The sequence below is a fragment of the Salmonella sp. 2020_1459 genome (assembly GCF_043847915.1).
Classification (GTDB): Bacteria; Pseudomonadota; Gammaproteobacteria; order Enterobacterales; family Enterobacteriaceae; genus Salmonella; species Salmonella enterica.
Genome location: NZ_JBCMFA010000002.1, coordinates 113873 through 131786, shown reverse-complemented (window position 1 = coordinate 131786; position 17914 = coordinate 113873). Strand labels below are relative to the sequence as shown.

The 17914-nt window shown below is 53.6% G+C and carries 14 protein-coding genes; 7 read left to right on the top strand and 7 right to left on the bottom strand.

The annotated features are described in order from the left end of the window. Positions 1–11: 11 nt before the first annotated feature. The 4 genes from hofC to nadC all read right to left on the bottom strand — a co-directional run bounded on the left by hofC (position 12) and on the right by nadC (position 4151). Positions 12–1214 carry a protein transport protein HofC gene (hofC, locus tag ACH0VJ_RS05590; RefSeq protein ID WP_000114099.1) on the bottom strand — a complete coding sequence of 401 codons (1203 nt, stop codon included), beginning with the start codon at positions 1212–1214 and terminating at the stop codon, positions 12–14. Then, the gene (gene gspE / locus ACH0VJ_RS05585; protein WP_000650592.1) at positions 1204–2589 is read right to left on the bottom strand and encodes a type II secretion system protein GspE; all 1386 of its coding nucleotides are present in this window, start codon (positions 2587–2589) and stop codon (positions 1204–1206) included. The genes hofC and gspE overlap by 11 nt, the downstream gene beginning before the upstream one ends. Positions 2590–2598: 9 nt before the next feature. Then, positions 2599–3036 (bottom strand): prepilin peptidase-dependent pilin, encoded by a 438-nt coding sequence (ppdD, locus tag ACH0VJ_RS05580; protein WP_000414989.1) that lies wholly within the window; start codon positions 3034–3036, stop codon positions 2599–2601. Positions 3037–3257: 221 nt separating this feature from the next. Continuing rightward, positions 3258–4151 carry a carboxylating nicotinate-nucleotide diphosphorylase gene (gene nadC / locus ACH0VJ_RS05575; RefSeq protein ID WP_001135135.1) on the bottom strand — a complete coding sequence of 298 codons (894 nt, stop codon included), beginning with the start codon at positions 4149–4151 and terminating at the stop codon, positions 3258–3260. Positions 4152–4238: 87 nt separating this feature from the next. Here nadC and ampD point away from each other — a divergent pair, with 87 nt between their 5' ends. Then, positions 4239–4802 (top strand): 1,6-anhydro-N-acetylmuramyl-L-alanine amidase AmpD, encoded by a 564-nt coding sequence (ampD, locus tag ACH0VJ_RS05570; protein ID WP_000936329.1) that lies wholly within the window; start codon positions 4239–4241, stop codon positions 4800–4802. Further along, the gene (gene ampE / locus ACH0VJ_RS05565; protein WP_000172039.1) at positions 4799–5653 is read left to right on the top strand and encodes a beta-lactamase regulator AmpE; all 855 of its coding nucleotides are present in this window, start codon (positions 4799–4801) and stop codon (positions 5651–5653) included. The genes ampD and ampE overlap by 4 nt, the downstream gene beginning before the upstream one ends. 91 nt (positions 5654–5744) lie before the next feature. On the opposite strand, the gene ACH0VJ_RS05560 is transcribed toward ampE, so the two are convergent. From ACH0VJ_RS05560 to aroP, 3 genes are all read right to left on the bottom strand, one after another. Then, the gene (locus ACH0VJ_RS05560; protein ID WP_000024788.1) at positions 5745–6695 is read right to left on the bottom strand and encodes a family 43 glycosylhydrolase; all 951 of its coding nucleotides are present in this window, start codon (positions 6693–6695) and stop codon (positions 5745–5747) included. Next, a complete protein-coding gene (locus ACH0VJ_RS05555; RefSeq protein WP_000357540.1) occupies positions 6695–8101 on the bottom strand; it encodes a glycoside-pentoside-hexuronide (GPH):cation symporter in 1407 nt (468 codons plus the stop codon). Before ACH0VJ_RS05555 ends, ACH0VJ_RS05560 begins: the two co-directional genes overlap by 1 nt. A gap of 163 nt (positions 8102–8264) precedes the next feature. Beyond that, on the bottom strand, positions 8265–9638 hold the full coding sequence (gene aroP / locus ACH0VJ_RS05550; RefSeq protein ID WP_000969487.1) for an aromatic amino acid transporter AroP: 1374 nt from the start codon (positions 9636–9638) through the stop codon (positions 8265–8267). Positions 9639–10200: 562 nt separating this feature from the next. On the opposite strand from aroP, the gene pdhR reads away from it, so the two are divergent. From pdhR to ACH0VJ_RS05525, 5 genes are all read left to right on the top strand, one after another. Continuing rightward, positions 10201–10965 carry a pyruvate dehydrogenase complex transcriptional repressor PdhR gene (pdhR, locus tag ACH0VJ_RS05545; RefSeq protein WP_000331771.1) on the top strand — a complete coding sequence of 255 codons (765 nt, stop codon included), beginning with the start codon at positions 10201–10203 and terminating at the stop codon, positions 10963–10965. Positions 10966–11124: 159 nt separating this feature from the next. Beyond that, positions 11125–13788 (top strand): pyruvate dehydrogenase (acetyl-transferring), homodimeric type, encoded by a 2664-nt coding sequence (gene aceE, locus ACH0VJ_RS05540; RefSeq protein ID WP_000003851.1) that lies wholly within the window; start codon positions 11125–11127, stop codon positions 13786–13788. A 14-nt stretch (positions 13789–13802) separates the two neighbouring features. Further along, complete coding sequence (gene aceF, locus ACH0VJ_RS05535) at positions 13803–15692, top strand: pyruvate dehydrogenase complex dihydrolipoyllysine-residue acetyltransferase (protein ID WP_000963614.1); 1890 nt, start codon at positions 13803–13805, stop codon at positions 15690–15692. Between the two features lie 201 nt (positions 15693–15893). Beyond that, positions 15894–17318, top strand: a complete 1425-nt coding sequence (lpdA, locus tag ACH0VJ_RS05530) for a dihydrolipoyl dehydrogenase (protein WP_001519338.1) — start codon at positions 15894–15896, stop codon at positions 17316–17318. A gap of 288 nt (positions 17319–17606) precedes the next feature. Next, positions 17607–17891 carry an outer membrane protein gene (locus ACH0VJ_RS05525; RefSeq protein WP_000765363.1) on the top strand — a complete coding sequence of 95 codons (285 nt, stop codon included), beginning with the start codon at positions 17607–17609 and terminating at the stop codon, positions 17889–17891. Positions 17892–17914 lie beyond the last annotated feature (23 nt).

The following is a 17914-nucleotide window of genomic DNA, read 5'->3' as shown; positions in this document are numbered from 1 at the left end:
GTGCGCCAGCCTTATCCCATCCCGCTCATCGCGTCTCCCAGATGAAAAATCGGCAAATACATCGCCACCACCAGCGTACCGATAATTAAGCCGGTGATGATCAATAACGCCGGTTCCAACAGCGACGCCAGATTATCGGCCAGCGCCAGCGTAGTTTCACTGTGGTGACGGGCAAGGTTATGCAGCATGATATCGAGTGAACCGGACGCTTCGCCCGTTCTGACCAGTTGCAGGCATAGCGGACTAAATTCCTGGGTATTTTTTAGCGCCAACCAGACCGGATTGCCTGCGGCGATCTCCTGATGTACCTGCGTTAAACGCTGTGACCAGTAAGGGCAGCCGAGACTCTCGATAGCGCTTTCCAGTCCCTGAAGAAAAGGAATGCCTGCGCTTTGGGTCAATGCCAGTACGGTGAATATTTGCGCTAGTTTCTGGCCTCTTATCAGGCGACCCATAACGGGAAGCCGTAGCAGAAGACGCTGCCGCTGCGCTTGCCAGGACGGCTTTTGTTTTACCCTGCGGTGAGCGATAGCAATGAGCATCGTCAGGAACAAGATGAGCCAACCCCATGCCGCCCCCCATTGCGCTATCGCGATAATACCGCGCGTCAGAAGAGGGAGCGGGGTATTGAAGCTACGGTAAATGGCGGCAAATTCCGGCAGAACAAAGTGCAGCATGGCGAAAACGACCAGAGCGGCCATTGTCAGAATAATGGCGGGATAGCGCAGCGCCTTTTTCACGCTAACCGTAATCTGCCGTTGCGCTTTTTGCTGACGGGCCAGTTCAAAGCAGCATTCGGCCAGTTTGCCGGTCAGTTCTCCGGTGCGGATCATCGTCTGGTAGAGCGGCGGAAATACCTGCGGCCAGGAGACTAATGCGCTGGAAAAAGGGACGCCCTGTTCAAGCTCGTGAGCCAGCGTGCGCAACAGCGCTTGCCATTGTCGGTGTGGATGCTGTTTCGCAAGGAGTTCCAGCCCTTCAGAAAGCGTCAGCCCGGCATGAATGAGCGTGGCCAACTGATGAATAATTTCAGCGCTTTGCTCTTCTTTCCACAGTGCGGCATTAACGCCTATGCGCTTGATGCGAAGCGGCATAATGCGCTGATGTTGCAGGGTGATGATCAGCGCCAGACGATTGTCCACCCATACAACGTCTTGTTCCAGTTGACCTTTATCGTTAACGCCTTGCCAGCGCCAGAGCTGTTTAACGCTCATGGGGCATTCCCAGAACGCGCAGTATCTCTTCAAAGGACGTCATGCCTTGCTCAACGGCGCGACAGCCATTTTCAAAAAGCGTCCCTGTACCGGTCTGTTGGAGGTGGGCTTCCAGTGCTTGCGCCGATGCGCCGCTCGCAATTAACTGACGTAATGCCGGGGTAACGGTTAACACTTCGAATAACGCGGTTCGGCCATAAAAGCCGTGGTAGCAATGCTGACAGCCGCTTGCCTGCCAGCGCGGTATCGCGCTGGGCCAAAGATTGGGCGATAGCACTACGGGATCGCTCAGGCGCTGTTTGCAGTGCGGGCAAAGCTTCCTTACCAGGCGTTGCGCTACCACCAGCGTAAGCGCCGATGAGATCATCCAGCGTGCTACGCCCATTTGCTGCAAACGTATCAGGGTTTCGCTGGTGGAGTTCGTATGGAGCGTTGAAAGTACCAGATGGCCCGTTTGTGCCGCCTTAATGGCGATTTCTGCGGTGTCGCCGTCACGAATTTCACCTACCATGATGATGTCAGGGTCCTGGCGTAAAAGCGCGCGCAGCACATTTTGAAAGGTGAGCCCGGCGCGGGGATGGATCTGCGTCTGGTTAATCCCATCCAGTGGAATTTCTATCGGATCCTCAACGCTACAGAGGTTGATACCCGGCGTATTCCGGGTTTGTAGCGCGCTGTATAGCGTGACCGTTTTTCCGCTACCGGTGGGGCCAGTCACCAGTACCAGCCCCTGAGGTTGCTGTAGGGCTTGTCTAAAAGCGGTAAGTTGTGCCCCGTACATGCCCAGCGTGTCCAGATCCAGCGTTTGTTCAACCTGATGCAACAACCGTAAGACGACTTTTTCGCCTTCTTTACAGGGAAGCGTGGCGATACGAAAAGAGATGCTGTCGCCCGCCAGGTCAACGGTAAATTGCCCGTCCTGCGGCAGTCGATGTTCAGCGATGTCCAAATTTCCCAGGACTTTCAATCTGGCCGTCAGCGCAAGCCCCGTCTCTTTGGCGATGTCCTGCAGAATATGAAGAACGCCGTCGATGCGGAGTCTTATTCGGTAGCGGCTGGCGCCGGGTTCGAGATGGATATCAGAGGCGCGTTTCGCCATCGCCGAGCGTAATGTCTGATTGAGAAGCTGGGCTGCGGTTTCTCCGCCTTTCGCGGCGTTTGCCGAGGGTGCCTGATCCGGCTTATGCCGATGATTTTCCATTTGCTGGCGAGTCCAGCACACAATATCAATCTGTTTTTGCGTGGCGAAATGCAGAGCGTCCAGTAACGCATGAGAGGGCGCGTCGACCACCGCAACAGTGATACTGTTGCTGGCGCTATTGATCAGTACAGCCTGATGACGTTGACACAAGGTGTTGAGCTGAGCGTCTTTCATCTTGTCTCCTTAGTTGGCGTCAAAACGGAAGACATCTTCACAAGCCTGTTGTAACGCGCTGTCGCTTTGAATATTGCAGTTACGCGTCCAGCCAGTAATGCCGTTAGCATTGTCCCAGGCGGGCGTCATGATGACGCTAAGCCCGCTCAGACTCTCCTGGCCGGTAAGCGTGATGACGCCTTTTTCCACGCTCATGCCCGAAACATAACGGGTGATGACGGGCGAGGGGATACCGTTGACGCCCGCATCGCATGTGCTCGTCCCACCATGTTCCAGAGCGCAGAGTTCGACGGCAGTACGGTAGGGGACAAACGTTTGCAACATATCCGTCAGCGCCGCTTTACGCAGATAGTTCTGGTAAGCCGGAATGCCAATGGCGCTTAAAATGGCGATGATGCCAATAACGACCATCAGTTCGATAAGCGTGAAACCGCGTTGTTTTTCCATTGTTCGCTCCTTGAGTTAGCTGGCGCTACTGTGGCAAACGCGGGAAGAGCGGGCGAGCGGCAAAAGGTAAAACGGGAAGGCGGATTCTGAAGATTTTCGCTGCGTTACATGACACGGCAACGTTATTGCGAGGCGCTACGAATATTTTACCGAATAATGACGCGGATCTACGGACAGGTGATTTATAGACCCGACGGCGCAGCGCCATCGGGTGGAGAGGATCAGCAAAAACGCATGGAGAGATCGAGCGCGCGCACGTGCTTGGTCAGCGCGCCAACGGAGATGAAATCCACCCCGGTTTCAGCAAATTCGCGTAAGGTTTCCGCGGTGACGTTGCCGGATACTTCCAGCCGCGCCTGGCCGTTGACGCGTTTCACCGCCTCGCGCATCTGGTCGGTGTTGAAATTATCCAGCATGATAATATCCGCGCCTGCTTTCAGCGCATCGTCCAGTTCATCCAGATTTTCGACCTCGACTTCTACCGGCACGTCCGGATGTAGCCAGAACGCTTTTTCCACCGCCTGACGAACCGAACCGGAGGCGATAATATGGTTTTCTTTAATCAGGAACGCGTCAGTGAGGCCCAGACGATGATTGGCGCCGCCGCCGCATAAAACCGCATATTTGAGCGCGGTGCGCAGACCCGGCAGCGTTTTACGCGTGTCGAGCAACTGGGTTTGGGTGCCAGCCAACAGTCCAACGTAGCGGCGTACTTCACTGGCGACGCCGGAAAGGGTCTGGACAAAGTTTAGCGCCGTGCGCTCGCCGGTCAGCAATACGCGAGCCGGGCCGTTCAGTTCAAACACTGTTTGGTTGGCGTGAATGGCGTCGCCGTCATCGACATGCCAGGTGAGGCGCACATCATCGCCCGCCAGTTGGATGAAGACCTCTTCAACCCAGCGCTTGCCGCAGAAAACGCCGTCTTCACGAGTGATCACCGTGGCATGGGCTTGCGTATCTGCCGGCAAAAGTTGCGCGGTGATATCGTTGCCAGCATCGACTTCTCCACCTAAATCTTCACGCAGCGCCTGAGCAACGGCGGCAGGGATATCGAGATTAATGCGTTCCAGTAGCGCGTCACGTCGGTCGTCTGGGTTATAACGGCGAGGCGGCATGATAAAACTCCAAATTGCTAACGAATCATAAGGTAGAAACATGCTACTCTGAAGCAGCTATAAGCACCACTCAAAAGGAGACTCCGCATGTTGCCAGATAAGGGTTGGTTGGTAGAGGCGCGACGCGTCCCTTCTCCGCATTATGATTGCCGTCCGGATGACGAAAAACCGTCCTTGCTGGTGGTGCATAATATTAGCCTGCCCCCCGGCGAGTTTGGCGGTCCGTGGATCGATGCATTATTCACCGGAACGATAGATCCAGACGCCCATCCTTTTTTTGCAGAAATCGCTCATCTTCGTGTTTCGGCCCATTGTCTGATTCGTCGCGACGGTGAAATCGTCCAGTATGTGCCTTTTGATAAGCGTGCGTGGCATGCGGGCGTGTCAAACTATCAGGGGCGGGAACGTTGTAATGATTTCTCCATTGGTATTGAGCTGGAGGGGACGGATACGCTGGCTTATACCGATGCGCAGTATCAGCAGCTAGCCGCCGTGACGCGCACGCTTATCGCTAGCTATCCGGCGATCGCCGACAATATGACCGGACACTGCAACATTGCGCCTGACCGTAAAACGGACCCTGGCCCTGCCTTTGACTGGCCGCGCTTTCGCGCTTTGGTAGCCCTCTCGTCGCACAAGGAGATGACATGACGCTGTTTACGACATTACTGGTGCTGATTGTCGAGCGCCTGTTTAAGCTGGGCGAGCACTGGCAGCTCGATCATCGGCTGGAGGCGCTATTCCGTCGGATTACGCATTTTTCGATGTTGCGCACGATGGGAATGACGGCGATCGCGATGGTGGTGACTTTTCTACTGCTCCAGGCGTTAAAAGGGCTGCTATTTAACGTGCCGACACTGGTGGTGTGGATTCTCCTGGGCGTGCTGTGTATCGGCGCGGGCAAAGTGCGAGTACATTATCACGCCTGGCTGAAAGCGGCATCCCGTAACGATCCGCATCCTTGCGAGGCGATGGCCAGCGAGCTTACGCTGATTCACGGCGTGCCGCCGGATTGTAATGAGCGTGAATTTTTGCGTGAGCTGCAAAATGCGTTGTTATGGATAAATTTCCGTTTTTACCTCGCACCGCTATTTTGGTTTATCGTTGGCGGTCCATGGGGGCCGGTAACGCTGGTGGGCTATGCGTTTTTACGGGCCTGGCAGACCTGGCTGGCGCGCTATCAGACGCCGCACCAACGTTTGCAATCCGGCATTGACGCTATTCTTCATGTGCTGGACTGGATTCCGGTACGTCTGGCGGGCGTAGTGTATGCATTACTGGGGCATGGCGAGAAAGCGTTGCCGGCCTGGTTTGCCTCGCTGGCGGATCTGCATACTTCGCAGTATCAGGTGCTCACACGTCTGGCGCAGTTCTCACTGGCGCGTGAACCGCATACTGACAAAGTAGAAACCCCCAAAGCGGCGGTGTCGATGGCGAAGAAGGCCTCGTTTGTGGTGGTGGTGATTATTGCGTTGCTCACCATTTATGGGGCATTAGTGTAGCGTTGTGCCGATGGCGCTAACGCTTATGCTGCCTACAATGGAAAAATCTGTAGGCCCGGTAAGCGTTAGCGCCACCGGGCAGTGCAACGGCTTAGATCGTATCGGCTGGCGGCACGCCAAAATCAGGCATCCCGTTTTCGTCCCAGCGCACCCGTTTCAGACGCGTATGGCGGTTGGGATCGTACAACGGATCGCCTTCAATTTCGGTGTAATTTCTCGCGTGGTACACCAGTACATCTTCACCTTCCGGCGTTTGCGTAAAGCTGTTATGTCCCGGCCCATACTGGCGATTTTCATAGCTGGTGGTAAAGACCGGGCGCGGTGATTTATGCCAGTTGGCCGGATCGCGCGGATCGTCGTTTACGTTAATCCACAGTAATCCCATACAGTAGTTTTCATCGGTGGCGCTGGCCGAATAGCTAATAAACAGCTTGTCGCCATGCACCACGACGGCCGGACCTTCGTTAACCCAAAAACCCCGACACTCCCAGTCGTACTCTGGCTTACTGAGTCTTACCGGCTCGCCTTTAATCGTCCACGGATTTTCCAGTTCAGCCAGATAAATATTTGAGTTACCGGCAATATCCGGCGCTTTTTGCGCCCACAGATACCACTGCTTTCCCTGATGATAAAAAGTGGTGGCATCGAGGGCGAAGGTATCAAACGGTGTTTTAATTTGACCTTTCTCCGTCCACTTGCCGGTGAGTGGGTCGGCATCGGCGCACTCCAGGGCAAACATGCGGTGCTGGAACATTCCCAGCTTATCAAGCGCTTGAGTATGGGTAGCGGCAAAATAGATGTACCACTTACCGTTGATGCGGTGCATTTCCGGTGCCCAGATAAGCTGGCTCATCGGGCCTGTTTTCGGTTTGCGCCAGACGACAACGGGGTCGGCGGCGCGCAACCCTTCCAGCGAATTAGCCCGGCGGATTTCCAGTCTGTCATATTCCGGTACGGAGGCAATAAAGTAGTAATCGCTGCCGTCGCGTAAAATAAATGGATCGGCACGTTGTTCAATAAACGGGTTTGGCCAGTTTGCCATCAGGCTTTCCTTACGCTTTCAGCGGCGTTGAGCTCCTGCAACTCACTCAATTCGCGGTAATTAGTGCGACGTTTTTCCAAATCGTCCTGGATTTTTTTCATCAGTTCACGGTCAACTTTCAGCAGACGTACCACGCCTGCGGTAATCAGATAGCCAACGCCGGGGATAACGGTAAACAACAGCATAATACCGTTCATCGCCGAGGCGCTTTGCGCTTTAGCGCTGGCGTCATAACCGTACCAGGAGAGCAAAAAGCCGACCATCGCCCCGGCAATCGCCAGGCCCAGCTTGAGGAAGAACAGGTTACCGGAGAAGCTGATACCGGTAATGCGTTTGCCGGTTTTCCATTCGCCGTAATCATCGACGTCCGCCATCAGCGACCAGTGCAGCGGGGAAGGGATCTGATGCAGAATATTGAGCAGGAAGTAGAGCGCCACTATCATCACGGTGGCTTTCGGATCAAAGAAATAGAACGCGCAGGAGAAAATCGCCAGCGCAATATTGGTCCAGAAAAATACCTTCAATTTACACCAGCGATCGGTTAAGACTTTCGCCAGCATACTGCCGATCATCATACCGACCACGCCAAGACTAATAAAAAGCGTAGCGAAATGGGTGCTTTGTCCCATCACCCAGGTGACGTAATACATGGTCGCCGCCATACGGATAAACCCCGGGCAGACGTTACATAAGGTCAATAGCAGAATGCGTACCCATTGATCGTTTTTCCACACATCTTTGAAATCATTCTTCATATCATCGTGCGTCGGAACGGCAGGGCGGACGCGTTCGCGGACGCTGGCAAAGCAGAACAGAAACATACCCATGCCGATAATCGCCAGCACGGTCATCGCCAACTGATAGCCTTTGGCTTTGTCGCCGCCGCCAAACCAGTCCACCATCGGCAATAGCGTTAACGATAGCAACAGCGTCGCGATGCCGACTAACACGAAGCGATAAGCCTGACAGGCCACGCGCTCTTTTGGATCGTTGGTGATCACGCCGCCCAGTGAGCAATAGGGAATATTGATGGCGGTGTAGGTCACGGAAAGCAGAAAATAGGTGACGAAAGCATAGACAACTTTGCTGTTATAGCCCCAGTCCGGCGTCGTGAACATCAGAACGCTGAACAGCGCGTAGGGAAATGCAATCCACAGTAGCCAGGGGCGGAAACGACCATATTTACTTTGGGTACGATCGGCAAGCGCGCCCATCACCGGATCGGTAACGGCATCGATAACGCGTACTGAAAGGAGTAAAACACCGACTAACGCCGGGGCAAGACCAAAAATATCCGTATAAAAATAATTAACAAACAGCATGATAGCGCCAAAAATAATGTTACATCCGGCGTCGCCCATGCCATACCCGATTTTCTCTCTTACCGAAAGTCTGCCCTTATCCATTGAGACTTCTCCCCATCAGATGATGGCGGTAATTATTCGCCTGCGAGCTTTTTTTTGCGTAGCAGGATCACGCCGCTGATATGGATAAAATGGTTATACGTGGGAAACTGTGAGGCAGATAACACCCTCCCCGGACGGGGAGGGCGGAAAAGTAACGTCACGATCAGTGGGCTTTCACCGTTTTTGCCGTTTTTTCTTTACACAGATAGCCGACGCCCAGGATAAGCAGCCATACCGGAATCAGCCACACGGAGATCGCCATACCTGGCGTCATCAGCATAATGATCAATACCGCCGCCATAAACAGCAGGCAGAGAACGTTGCCGAACGGATAAAACAGGGCCGGGAAGCGGGTTTTCACGCCCTGCTGCTGTTTCGCGCGACGGAACATCATATGGGCAAGGCTAATCATCGCCCAGTTAATGACCAGCGCGGAGACCACCAGCGCCATCAGCAGTCCGAATGCGGACTCTGGGGCCAGGTAGTTGAGCAGCACGCACAACGCAGTCACGACGGCGGAAACCAAAATGGAGCTCACCGGCACGCCGCGTTTGTCGACGTTCAGCAGCGCTTTCGGCGCATTTCCCTGCTGGGCCAGACCGAACAGCATACGGCTGTTGCAGTAAACGCAGCTGTTATAAACCGATAGCGCGGCGGTGAGAACCACGATATTCAGCGCATTGGCGACAAACGTATCGCCCAGCTCATGGAAGATAAGGACAAACGGGCTGGTATCGGCGGTGACGCGAGTCCATGGCAGCAGCGAAAGCAGAACCGCCAGCGAGCCGATATAAAAAATCAGGATGCGATAGATAACCTGATTGGTAGCTTTGGGAATGCTCTGTTCCGGGTTATCGGCTTCAGCGGCGGTGATCCCTACCAGCTCCAGTCCGCCGAACGAAAACATAATAATGGCCATCATCATCACCAGCCCGGTCCAGCCATGCGGCAGAAAGCCGCCCTGTTCCCACAGGTTGCGCACGGTGGCCTGCGGACCAGCGGTATCGCTGAAGAGTAACCACGCGCCGAACAGAATCATAGCGATGACGGCGATCACTTTAATAATGGCGAACCAAAACTCCATCTCACCGAACACTTTAACGTTGGTCAGGTTGATGGCGTTGATAATCACAAAGAAGGCTGCCGCAGAAGCCCAGGTGGGGATCTCCGGATACCAGAACTGGATATATTTACCCACTGCGGTCAGTTCCGCCATGGCAACTAATACGTACAGCACCCAGTAGTTCCAGCCGGAAGCGAATCCGGCAAAGCCGCCCCAGTATTTATAGGCGAAGTGGCTAAAAGAGCCGGCGACCGGTTCTTCAACCACCATCTCTCCCAGCTGGCGCATAATCAGAAAGGCAATAAAGCCTGCAATCGCATAGCCCAGGATAATTCCTGGCCCCGCCGACTGAATAACGGAGGCGCTTCCCAGGAACAAGCCTGTCCCTATCGCGCCGCCCAATGCGATAAGCTGAATATGGCGGTTTTTCAGGCCGCGCTTGAGCTGCTCGCCGTGCTGCTGACTGTCCATCATAAAACCTCGTGTATCGGGCGCGGTTTATTCATAACGCGCTTATTTTGAACGATGCAGTAGTGCGTGTGTAAGTTTGCAATTCCGCTTTTTGTATTGATTTATTTACAGATTCGTTTTTTTAAATGTCACTTAAACTCTTTCGTCTTGATCAGAATAATGGTATGTGACCGCGAATGCACCTGCTTTGTGCAGGGGTGATGACGAGTTGCGTAAAAAGAAAGCACTTGTAAATACCTCCTTTTATTTTCCCTTACAAAGGTTGATTTATTTTTATTCATTATTTATGCATAAAAATGCATTTAATCTACTGTTGAATCGGTTCAGATGAGATTTTTTATCGTTTCAAATACGTTAAATCTACCTCCTGGTGGGTAAATTTAACATTTGTGCACAGTTACAGTTTTGAAACATGATTTCTGTAAAATTGTTAAAATGTGCCTCCTTTACTGATTTCAATCAAAACCTGTATGGACAGAAGGTGAATACTTTGTTACTTTAGCGTCACAGACATGAAATTGGTAAGACCAATTGACTCCGGGCAAATGGCTTAAGACAGGAAATCATGGCCTACAGCAAAATCCGCCAACCAAAACTCTCCGATGTGATCGAGCAGCAGCTGGAGTTTTTAATCCTTGAGGGAACATTGCGTCCCGGAGAAAAACTCCCACCGGAACGTGAACTGGCAAAACAGTTCGACGTCTCCCGTCCCTCCTTGCGCGAGGCGATTCAACGTCTCGAAGCGAAGGGATTGTTGCTTCGTCGCCAGGGCGGCGGAACCTTCGTGCAGAGCAGCCTGTGGCAGAGCTTTAGCGACCCGCTGGTGGAACTGCTCTCCGATCACCCTGAATCCCAGTTTGACCTGCTCGAAACGCGCCATGCGCTGGAAGGCATTGCGGCTTATTACGCGGCGCTGCGCAGCACCGACGAAGATAAAGACCGTATTCGCGAGCTGCACCATGCTATTGAGCTGGCGCAAGAGTCCGGCGATCTGGATGCCGAGTCCGAAGCCGTGCTCCAGTATCAAATCGCCGTCACCGAAGCGGCGCACAACGTGGTATTGCTTCATCTGCTAAGGTGTATGGAGCCGATGCTGGCGCAAAACGTGCGGCAGAACTTCGAATTGCTGTATGCGCGTCGGGAGATGCTGCCGCTGGTGAGTACGCATCGCACCCGTATATTTGAAGCCATTATGGCCGGAAAACCAGAAGAAGCGCGTGAAGCGTCACACCGCCATCTGGCGTTTATCGAAGAGATTATGCTGGACAGAAGCCGTGAGGAGAGCCGTCGTGAACGCGCTTTACGCCGCCTGGAACAGCGCAAGAATTAGTTTTTTCTGGCAGAACGTTAACCAGAAGATGTTGTGAATAACGCGCAAAAATGTGCGCGGCAACTAAACGCAGAACCTGTCTTATTAAGCTTTCTGACGAAAGTTTAATGGGACAGGTTCCAGATAACTCAACGTATTAGATAGATAAGGAATACCCCCATGTCAGAACGTTTCCAAAATGACGTGGATCCGATCGAAACTCGCGACTGGCTACAGGCGATCGAATCGGTCATCCGTGAAGAAGGTGTTGAGCGCGCTCAGTATCTGATTGACCAACTGCTTTCTGAAGCTCGTAAAGGCGGCGTGAAAGTCGCGGCAGGCGCAGGGGCCAGTAATTACATCAACACTATTGCCGTTGAAGACGAACCGGAATACCCGGGTAATCTGGAGCTGGAACGTCGCATTCGTTCTGCGATCCGCTGGAACGCCATCATGACCGTGCTGCGCGCGTCTAAAAAAGACCTGGAGTTGGGCGGCCACATGGCGTCCTTCCAGTCTTCCGCCACGATCTATGATGTCTGTTTTAACCATTTCTTCCGTGCGCGCAACGAACAGGATGGCGGCGACCTGGTGTACTTCCAGGGCCACATCTCTCCGGGCATCTACGCTCGCGCGTTCCTGGAAGGTCGTCTGACCCAGGAACAGATGGATAACTTCCGTCAGGAAGTTCACGGCAATGGCCTCTCTTCCTATCCGCACCCGAAACTGATGCCGGAATTCTGGCAGTTCCCGACCGTCTCTATGGGTCTGGGCCCAATCGGTGCTATCTACCAGGCGAAATTCCTGAAATATCTGGAACACCGCGGCCTGAAAGATACCTCTAAACAAACCGTTTACGCCTTCCTCGGCGACGGCGAGATGGATGAGCCGGAATCCAAAGGCGCGATCACCATCGCCACCCGTGAAAAACTGGACAACCTGGTCTTTGTTATCAACTGTAACCTGCAGCGTCTTGACGGCCCGGTCACCGGTAACGGCAAGATTGTTAACGAACTGGAAGGCATCTTTGCAGGTGCTGGCTGGAACGTTATCAAAGTCATGTGGGGCGGTCGTTGGGATGAACTGCTGCGTAAAGACACCAGCGGTAAACTGATCCAGCTGATGAACGAAACCGTTGACGGCGACTACCAGACCTTCAAATCCAAAGACGGCGCTTACGTGCGTGAGCACTTCTTCGGTAAATATCCGGAAACCGCCGCGCTGGTGGCCGACTGGACTGACGAGCAGATTTGGGCGCTGAACCGTGGTGGTCACGATCCGAAGAAAGTCTACGCGGCACTGAAAAAAGCGCAGGAAACCAAAGGCAAAGCGACCGTAATCCTGGCCCATACCATTAAAGGTTACGGCATGGGTGACACCGCGGAAGGCAAAAACATCGCTCACCAGGTGAAGAAAATGAACATGGACGGCGTGCGTTACGTCCGCGATCGTTTCAACGTGCCGGTTGCCGATGCTGATCTCGAAAAACTGCCGTACATTACCTTCCCGGAAGGTTCTGAAGAACACAAATACCTGCATGAACGCCGTCAGGCGCTGCATGGCTACCTGCCAAGCCGTCAGCCGAACTTCACCGAGAAGTTAGAGCTGCCTCAACTTTCAGATTTCGGCGCGCTGCTGGAAGAGCAAAGTAAAGAGATTTCCACTACGATCGCTTTCGTGCGTGCCCTGAACGTGATGCTGAAGAACAAGTCGATCAAAGATCGTCTGGTTCCGATCATCGCCGACGAAGCGCGTACTTTCGGTATGGAAGGTCTGTTCCGTCAGATTGGTATCTACAGCCCGAACGGCCAGCAGTACACCCCGCAGGACCGTGAGCAGGTTGCTTACTACAAAGAAGACGAGAAAGGCCAGATTCTGCAGGAAGGTATCAACGAGCTGGGCGCAGGCGCATCCTGGCTGGCTGCGGCGACCTCTTACAGCACCAACGATCTGCCGATGATCCCGTTCTATATCTACTACTCCATGTTCGGGTTCCAGCGTATCGGCGACCTGTGCTGGCAGGCTGGCGACCAGCAGGCTCGCGGCTTCCTGATCGGCGGGACTTCCGGTCGTACTACGCTGAACGGTGAAGGTCTGCAGCACGAAGATGGTCACAGCCACATTCAGTCGCTGACTATCCCGAACTGTATCTCTTACGACCCGGCTTACGCTTATGAAGTGGCTGTCATCATGCATGATGGTCTGGAGCGTATGTACGGTGAGAAACAAGAGAACGTTTACTACTACATCACCACCCTGAACGAAAACTACCACATGCCGGCCATGCCAGCAGGTGCCGAGGAAGGTATCCGTAAAGGTATCTACAAACTCGAAACCCTTGAAGGTAGCAAAGGTAAAGTTCAGCTGCTGGGCTCCGGTTCTATCCTGCGTCACGTGCGTGAAGCGGCAGAGATCCTGGCGAAAGACTACGGCGTAGGTTCTGACGTGTACAGCGTAACCTCCTTCACCGAACTGGCGCGTGATGGTCAGGATTGTGAGCGCTGGAACATGCTGCACCCGCTGGAAACCCCGCGCGTACCGTACATCGCTCAGGTGATGAACGACGCTCCGGCAGTGGCATCTACTGACTATATGAAACTGTTCGCCGAGCAGGTTCGTACTTACGTACCGGCTGACGACTATCGCGTACTGGGTACGGATGGCTTCGGTCGTTCCGACAGCCGTGAGAACCTGCGTCACCACTTCGAAGTTGATGCTTCTTATGTGGTTGTCGCAGCGCTGGGCGAACTGGCTAAACGTGGCGAAATCGACAAGAAAGTGGTAGCGGATGCGATTACCAAATTCAACATCGATGCAGATAAAGTTAACCCGCGTCTGGCGTAAGAGGTAAAAGAATAATGGCTATCGAAATCAAAGTACCGGACATCGGGACAGATGAAGTTGAAATCACCGAGATTCTGGTCAAAGTGGGCGACAAAGTTGAAGCTGAACAGTCGCTGATCACCGTAGAAGGCGACAAAGCCTCTATGGAAGTCCCGTCTCCGCAGGCTGGCGTCGTGAAAGAGATCAAAGTCTCTGTCGGCGACAAAACCGAGACCGGTGCACTTATCATGATTTTCGATTCCGCCGAAGGTGCAGCCGACGCTGCGCCTGCTAAGGCAGAAGAGAAGAAAGAAGCGGCTCCGGCAGCAGCACCTGCTGCGGCAGCGGCGAAAGACGTTCACGTACCGGATATCGGCAGTGACGAAGTTGAAGTGACTGAAGTGATGGTGAAAGTGGGCGACACCGTTGAAGCTGAACAGTCGCTGATCACCGTCGAAGGCGACAAGGCCTCTATGGAAGTGCCGGCGCCGTTCGCGGGCACCGTGAAAGAGATCAAAGTGAACACCGGTGATAAAGTGTCTACCGGCTCACTGATTATGGTCTTCGAAGTGGCGGGTGAAGCAGGCGCAGCAGCACCAGCGAAAGCGGAAGCCGCTCCGGCTGAGGCTGCTCCAGCAGCAGCGACGGGCGTGAAAGACGTTAACGTACCGGACATCGGCGGCGACGAAGTTGAAGTCACCGAAGTGATGGTCAAAGTCGGCGATAAAGTTACCGCTGAACAATCACTGATCACCGTAGAAGGCGACAAAGCCTCTATGGAAGTTCCGGCTCCGTTCGCGGGTACCGTGAAAGAAATCAAGATCAGCACCGGCGATAAAGTGAAAACCGGTTCTCTGATTATGGTCTTCGAAGTAGAAGGCGCAGCGCCTGCGGCCGCTCCGGCTAAACAGGAAGCGGCGGCGCCGGCTCCAGCGGCGAAAGCTGAGAAGCCAGCGGCTCCGGCTGCCAAAGCGGAAGGCAAATCTGAGTTCGCTGAAAACGACGCGTACGTTCACGCTACTCCGCTGATTCGCCGTCTGGCGCGCGAGTTTGGCGTCAACCTGGCGAAAGTGAAAGGCACCGGTCGTAAAGGCCGTATTCTGCGCGAAGACGTTCAGGCTTACGTGAAAGACGCTATCAAACGCGCGGAAGCTGCGCCGGCTGCTGCGGGCGGCGGTATCCCGGGTATGCTGCCGTGGCCGAAAGTGGACTTCAGCAAGTTTGGTGAAGTTGAAGAAGTGGAACTGGGCCGTATCCAGAAAATCTCTGGCGCGAACCTGAGCCGTAACTGGGTGATGATCCCGCACGTTACGCACTTCGACAAAACCGATATCACCGATCTGGAAGCGTTCCGTAAACAGCAGAACGCCGAAGCTGAGAAGCGCAAACTGGATGTGAAATACACGCCGGTGGTCTTCATCATGAAAGCGGTTGCCGCTGCTCTGGAACAGATGCCGCGCTTCAACAGCTCTCTGTCCGAAGACGGTCAGCGTCTGACCCTGAAAAAATACATCAACATCGGCGTGGCGGTTGATACCCCGAATGGCCTGGTGGTTCCGGTCTTTAAAGACGTGAATAAGAAGAGCGTGACCGAGTTGTCTCGTGAACTGACCACCATCTCCAAAAAAGCGCGTGATGGTAAGCTGACCGCTGGCGAAATGCAGGGTGGTTGCTTCACTATCTCCAGCATCGGCGGCCTGGGAACTACCCACTTTGCGCCGATTGTCAACGCGCCGGAAGTGGCTATCCTCGGCGTTTCTAAGTCGGCGATGGAACCGGTGTGGAATGGGAAAGAGTTTGTGCCGCGTCTGATGATGCCTATCTCTCTTTCTTTCGACCACCGTGTGATCGATGGTGCTGATGGTGCGCGTTTCATTACCATTATCAACAATATGTTGTCTGACATTCGCCGTCTGGTGATGTAAGCGAAAAAGCCGGCCCGACGGCCGGCTTTTTTTTGATAATCTCATGTATTTTGTGAGGTTATTAGCGAAAGCGATAATTCGTGATCCGTTTGTTGTTTCAAAATTGTTAACAATTTTGTAAGATACGGGCGGATAGAACGACCCGGTGGATGATGGGCGATCAAGTACCCCGGACCGCCGGATACAAATAAAGAGGTCATGATGAGTACTGAAATCAAAACTCAGGTCGTGGTACTTGGGGCGGGCCCGGCAGGCTATTCTGCCGCTTTCCGTTGCGCTGATTTAGGTCTGGAAACCGTAATTGTAGAACGCTACAACACCCTTGGCGGTGTTTGTCTGAACGTCGGCTGTATCCCTTCTAAAGCGCTGCTGCACGTAGCAAAAGTTATCGAAGAAGCCAAAGCGCTGGCTGAACACGGTATCGTCTTCGGTGAGCCGAAAACCGATATCGACAAGATTCGTACCTGGAAAGAGAAAGTGATCACGCAGCTGACCGGCGGTCTGGCGGGTATGGCCAAAGGCCGTAAAGTGAAAGTGGTCAACGGTCTGGGTAAATTCACCGGGGCGAACACCCTGGAAGTGGAAGGCGAAAACGGCAAAACCGTGATCAACTTCGACAACGCGATCATCGCGGCAGGTTCTCGTCCGATCCAATTACCGTTTATTCCGCATGAAGACCCGCGCGTATGGGATTCTACCGACGCTCTGGAACTGAAAGAAGTACCGAAGCGTATGCTGGTCATGGGCGGCGGTATCATCGGTCTGGAAATGGGTACCGTATACCACGCGCTGGGTTCAGAGATTGACGTGGTTGAAATGTTCGACCAGGTTATCCCGGCGGCTGATAAAGACATCGTTAAAGTCTTCACCAAGCGCATCAGCAAGAAATTCAACCTGATGCTGGAAACCAAAGTGACTGCCGTTGAAGCGAAAGAAGACGGTATCTACGTTTCGATGGAAGGCAAAAAAGCCCCGGCTGAAGCGCAGCGTTATGATGCGGTTCTGGTGGCGATTGGTCGTGTGCCGAACGGTAAAAACCTCGACGCGGGCAAAGCTGGCGTGGAAGTTGACGACCGTGGCTTTATCCGCGTGGACAAACAGCTGCGCACCAACGTGCCGCACATCTTCGCTATCGGCGATATCGTCGGTCAGCCGATGCTGGCGCATAAAGGCGTTCACGAAGGCCACGTTGCCGCTGAAGTTATCGCCGGGAAGAAACACTACTTCGATCCGAAAGTTATCCCGTCTATCGCGTACACCGAGCCAGAAGTGGCATGGGTTGGCCTGACCGAGAAAGAAGCGAAAGAAAAAGGCATCAGCTATGAAACCGCCACCTTCCCGTGGGCAGCTTCTGGCCGTGCTATCGCTTCTGACTGTGCAGACGGTATGACCAAACTGATTTTCGACAAAGAATCTCACCGCGTGATCGGCGGGGCGATTGTCGGCACCAACGGCGGCGAGCTGCTGGGTGAAATCGGTCTGGCGATCGAAATGGGCTGTGACGCGGAAGACATCGCGCTGACCATTCATGCGCACCCGACGCTGCACGAGTCCGTCGGTCTGGCTGCTGAAGTGTTCGAAGGTAGTATTACCGACCTGCCGAACCCGAAAGCGAAGAAGAAATAATCTTCTGTAGGTGGCAATGCGCCACCCGATACAAAAAAGCGGCTTTACAGCCGCTTTTTTTATGCATGGCAAATCAGATGTGTCAAATGATGGCGAAGGATAACGAAACCGCAAAATTTATCGTTTCCGCAGCAGTACGTTTTTCAAAGCTTATGCCGTCGGTAGTGCCTTTGTCTGTCATTTTCGACCAACTAATTGTTTCATAAGAAATACCTCTCCTTACTTTGTCATCATCCTGAAATTGGTAACGCTATAAAATAATAGCGAGCTAATTATGAGGTTTGATATATGAAACTTTTTCTGACAACAGCAGCGCTAACTGCGACCTTGATTTCCGGCATGGCATTTGCCAGCGATCCCGTCATCCCCTGGGCGACTAACAGCGGCGGTACGGAAAGCACGCATATTGCGGCAATGGGCGAGGATTTGAATGCGCAGCATCAGCAGATCACCCACACGCATGAAGGCGTATGGGCGGCTAATTCCGGCAGCATTCAGGCTGATGAAGCTGCGCTGACCAGCAACAAGCCGCCGGTACAAGGCCATCCGGAATTAATGCCGCATCAGGGCTAATGATCATGGCCTGGCGATAACGC